A 4,501-nucleotide genomic window follows, 5' to 3' on the forward strand; every position below is an offset into this window, starting at 1 on the left:
CCTCCTCCCCCGCCGCCCCCCTCAAGCGACACCACCTGCGCGCCATCGGCCGCGACGAGATGGTCGACGTGGCGGAGTTCCTGCCGCCGGGCGCCACCTGGCTCCCGGCGCCGCAGCACACCGTGCCCACGCTGCCCGGACACCCGCCGATGATCGGCTACCTGGTCCTGGTCCCCGCCGACCAGCTGCCGGGCCGCCGGCCGGGCCCTCAGGCGGGCCAGCAGCCGCTTCCGCAGCCGACTCCGCAGCCCGGTCAACACCCGGGTCAGCGCCCGGGGTTCGCGTCCGCGGCGCCCGCCGCGCATCCGCAGGCGCCCCGTGCCGCGCAGGTCGCCCACGCGCCGACGGTCCCGGACGCCGTACGGACCGAGGCCTCGCACTCCAGTGCCGACGAGCTGGTACACATCGACCCCGTGCAGCGCACCGCGCAGGTCGACGGGCACCGACTCGACCTCACCTACCTGGAGTTCGAGCTGCTCGCCCACCTCGTCGCGCACCCGCACCGGGTGCACACCCGCGACCAGTTGGTGACCACGGTGTGGGGGTACGGGCACGTGGGCGACGGCCGGACCGTCGACGTGCACGTCGCCCGGCTGCGCCGCAAGCTGGGCGCCGACCACCGACAGGCCATCCAGACGGTGCGGCGGGTCGGCTACAAGTACGCGCCGCCGACCACTCGTTGAGGTTCCCCGAGTGGGCGGACGGGGCCGCGCCCACCGCGCGTACGCAGGCTCTACGCGTACGCGCGTGGATGCGGCCCCGCCCTCGGTAGGCCCCTTTGAGGAGCCGGGTCAGCCCTGCGCGGCCCGCGTACCCGCGCGGGCCCGTACGGCCCGGCCCAGTACGGCGTCGACCACGAGGAAGCCGAGCAGGCTGAGGCCGAACAGCGGGACGAACCAGCCGATCACAGCCGTCCCGGCGAGCAGCGCCACGAGCACCGGCGGCGGCACCTTGCGCCAGGCGCCGCGTGGCATCGGGCGGCCGAAGCGCGCCGCGTGGCCCTTGGTGGGCCGCCGCAGCCACCACATCCGGTAGCCCCACACGATCAGCAGGACGGTCCCGAGCATCAGGCCCGCGAGCGCCAACTGGTTGGGCAGGCCCAGGAACACACCCATGTGCGCGTCGATGCCGAAGCGGGTGAGCTTGGCGAGCAGCGGGTAGTCGGCGAAGGCCACGGTGTCCATGACCCGCCCGTCGGCCGGGTCGACGGCGACCGAGTCCAGGTGGACCGGGAACTGGGCGTCCGTCTCCTTGACGACATAGCCCTGCCCGTCGACCGGCAGGATCACCGAGACCTGCGTGTCGACGCCCTGACCGCGGGCGATCTCCAGGGCCCGGTCGAGGCCGATGTCCGCGCCGCCGTGGGCCGTTCCGTGGCCGTGCCCGGAGCCGTGGCCCTCGTGGCCGCCGTCGGCGGACCCGCCGCCGGCGAGGGTGGCGTCGACGACCGGGGTGGCGCCCCCGAGTTGGGCCTTGAGGGCGTCGATGTTGGCGCCGGTGTGCTTGGACCAGGTGAGGCCGGTGGCGGAGAGGGCGACCAGGCCGAGGGCCGCCCACAGGCCGACGGTGCCGTGCCAGGACAGGGTGCGGGCGCGCCCCTTGGGCTGGCCCTTCGCGGGTACGAGGAGGTCCCGGCGGCGGGCCCGGCGGCGCCCGAACCAGAGGGCGACTCCGCCGAGGGCGACCAGCCACAGCCAACTGGCCGCCAGTTCGCTGTAGTTGCGGCCGAACTCGCCGAGGTGCAGATGGCGGTGCAGCTCGGACAGCCAGGTGCGCAGGGGCAGGGCGCCCGAGCTTCCGTAACTGGTGAGTTCACCGCGGACTTCGGCGTCGTAGGGGTTCACGAAGACCGCGAGCGAACGGTCGTCGGGCAGGCCGGGCGTGGAAAGCAGCACGCGCGTGGTGCCGTTTTCGGCGGGCGCGGGCCACACGGCGGTGACGGTGCCCTCCGGGTGCGCGGCACGGGCGGCGGCCACCTGGTCGCTCAGCGGCCGCACGGTGTCGCCCACGGGAATCTCCAACTCGTGCGCGTACACGAGTTTCTCCGCCTGGAAGGAGAGCGAGTACAGGAGTCCGCTCACGGCGGCGACGAGGAGGAACGGGGCGATCAGCACCCCGGCGTAGAAGTGCAGCCGCAACAGCAGCGGGCGCAGGGCGGACCAGGGTCCGGTGCGCCGCGCGGCAGGGTCCTCCGTGGGGGCCACGACGGACTCGCTGCGGGCGGTCGGCAGGGCTGTGGGCGGGGCGGTTTCGGGCAGGTCCGGCTGAGGCCGGTCGTCAAGTGCCATGACGTCCTTCGGATCGCGTACGACGGCAGGGGAAAACACACCCATGGCGTCGCCGAAGGGACCGGGCAGTGGCCGGGTCGGAGCGGCTCGGGCGGAGCGCGGCTCAGGGCGCCATGGGCGCGTGGCGGAAGGGGACGTACGCGCGGGGCGGTCCACGCCGGGAGACGGTGTACGCGAGCACGGCGGTACGCGGCCGGGCCGTGGGCCGAGGCCGGGGGCGCCGTGCGGCCGGGCACCGCGCGGGTGGGCGTACCACCGCGAGCAGCAGCCGCAGCGGGGCGAAGGCCAGGGAGTCGACGGCGGCGAGGAGTTGCAGGAACGCCGCCTCGCCGCGCGCCAGCCACAGGGCGCAGACGAGGGCCGCGAGCAGGTGGACGGCCAGCATGCCCAGGGAGTTGTGCCCCATGGACGCGCCGTGTCCGGCCAGCGCGGCGCCGTGCTCCGCACCGCCTCCGTAGGCCGCGTCTCCGTACGAGGTCACGTTCCCGTAGGCCGTGGGGCCGCCGTGGCCCATCGCGGCGTCGGCGCCCGTCGGACCACCGGCGGCCATCGAACTGCCGGGCCCCATGGGGTCGCCGGTACGCATCGGCCCACCGGCCGTTCCCGTCGGGCCACGCGGCGGGCCCGCGTGGGCCTGGGCGCCGGAGAAGGCCAGGTGCAGCGCCGCCTGCATGCCGAGCAGCCCGGTCGCGAGGGACGGGACGCCGCGGCGGCGGTGGCCGACGCACCAGGCGACGACGGCCGTGACGGCGAATGCCAACAAGAGCGCGCCGAACGGGAGATCGCGCCCGGACATGGACGAATGCCCCACCGCCGCGAGCGGGACGCCCACGGCCGCGAAAAGCGCGGCCCGGAAGGCGCGCAGCGGCGACCGGACGTCCGTCATGGCCGCACATCGTGCCACGCCGGAGTCGGCACGGACACGGCGCCTCCACCGGGGCCGTTCCCTGAGGCGACACCGTGGCCCGGCCTGACCGGCCTGCCCGTTCGGCCCGGACGGCGGGCGTTCCGCGGTCCGCGCGTGATGTGCCGGGCGCCGTCAGGTTCCCGGATCTCCTGGTAGCAGAAGGGCATTCCGCCGGGGCGGCTCGGCGTGCAGAGTCGAGGCATGAGACTTCTGATCCTCGGCGGCACCGAGTTCGCAGGCCGTGCCGTGGCCGAGACCGCCCTCGCCCGAGACTGGGACGTGACGCTGCTGCACCGCGGCCGGCACGCCCCGCCGCCCGGTGTGCGCGCCCTGCACGGTGACCGCACCGCACCCGACGGCCTCGCCGCCCTCGCCGACGGCGAGTGGGACGTGGTGGTGGACACCTGGTCGGCGGCGCCGAGTGTCGTGCGGGACAGCGCACGGCTGCTCGCCGGACGGGCGGGTGCGTATGTCTACGTGTCCAGTTGCTCGGTGTATGCCTGGCCGCCACCCGCCGGGTACGACGAGGGGGCGAAGCTCACCGAGGGCGCAGCGGACGCGGACCGGACGGAGTACGCGCGGGACAAGCGCGGCGGCGAGCTGGCCGTCCTCGAGTCCTTCGGCCCGGAGTGCTCCCTGTTCGCCCGAGCAGGACTCATCATCGGGCCGTACGAGAACGTGGGGCGGCTGCCGTGGTGGCTCGGCCGGATCGCGCGCGGCGGTCCCGTGCTCGCCCCCGGCCCGCGCGAGCTGCCGCTCCAGTTCATCGACGTACGTGATCTCGCCGAGTGGATCCTGGACGCGGCGGCGGCCGGACTGAGCGGTCCCTACAACCTCGTCGGCCCGCCCGGCCACACGACGACCGGGGAGCTGCTCGACGCCTGTGTACGGGCCACCGGCAGCGAGGCCGAGCTGCGCTGGACCGCGCCCGAGGAGATAGCCGCGGCGGGCATCGAGCCGTGGACCCAGCTGCCGATCTGGGTGCCGCCGGACAGCGAGCTGCACGCGGCGCTGCACTCGGCGGACGTGTCGAAGGCGCTGGCCGCGGGCTTGCGTTGCCGCCCTGCGGAGCAGACCGTGCGGGACACCTGGGCGTGGCTGCGCTCGCTCGGCGGGGTCGCGCCACAGCGCCCCGACCGGCCCGCGCTCGGCCTTGACCCGGAGGCGGAGAGGAAGGTGCTCGGCACGACGACGGAGTGAGGACGTCTTGAGGCCGGAGTGAGGGCGTCTTGAGGCCGGAGTGAGGCCGGGGCGAGGCCGGGCCTCCCCCTCCGCCTCGCCGGCCACCCGTGCCCCCGTCCACCAC

General features: G+C 75.1%; 4 protein-coding genes. 2 read left to right on the forward strand and 2 right to left on the reverse strand.

Annotated elements, in window-relative coordinates; translation table 11 throughout:
- Nucleotides 1-683: winged helix-turn-helix domain-containing protein (locus GUY60_RS34945; protein ID WP_161705308.1), on the forward strand; the 683-nt coding region annotated here is incomplete at its 5' end.
- A gap of 108 nt (nt 684-791) precedes the next feature.
- Here the strand turns inward: GUY60_RS34945 and GUY60_RS34950 are convergent.
- Nucleotides 792-2,288: a PepSY-associated TM helix domain-containing protein gene (locus GUY60_RS34950; RefSeq protein WP_161705310.1), complete on the reverse strand. Its 1,497-nt coding sequence runs from the start codon at nt 2,286-2,288 to the stop codon at nt 792-794.
- 103 nt (nt 2,289-2,391) lie between these two features.
- Entirely contained in the window at nt 2,392-3,174 is a 783-nt protein-coding gene (locus tag GUY60_RS34955) for a hypothetical protein (RefSeq protein WP_161705312.1), read from the reverse strand.
- A gap of 222 nt (nt 3,175-3,396) precedes the next feature.
- Here GUY60_RS34955 and GUY60_RS34960 point away from each other — a divergent pair, with 222 nt between their 5' ends.
- A complete protein-coding gene (locus GUY60_RS34960) occupies nt 3,397-4,395 on the forward strand; it encodes an NAD-dependent epimerase/dehydratase family protein (RefSeq protein ID WP_161705314.1) in 999 nt (332 codons plus the stop codon).
- Nucleotides 4,396-4,501: the final 106 nt, after the last annotated feature.

This window comes from Streptomyces boluensis, from assembly GCF_009908195.1.
GTDB lineage: Bacteria > Actinomycetota > Actinomycetes > Streptomycetales > Streptomycetaceae > Streptomyces > Streptomyces boluensis.

Bases quoted from the DNA above. Each gene is read 5' to 3' on its own strand.
- GUY60_RS34950 (WP_161705310.1), bottom strand. From the start codon at position 2,288: ATGGCACTTGACGACCGGCCTCAGCCGGACCTGCCCGAAACCGCCCCG.
- GUY60_RS34955 (WP_161705312.1), bottom strand. From the start codon at position 3,174: ATGACGGACGTCCGGTCGCCGCTGCGCGCCTTCCGGGCCGCGCTTTTC.
- GUY60_RS34960 (WP_161705314.1), top strand. From the start codon at position 3,397: ATGAGACTTCTGATCCTCGGCGGCACCGAGTTCGCAGGCCGTGCCGTG.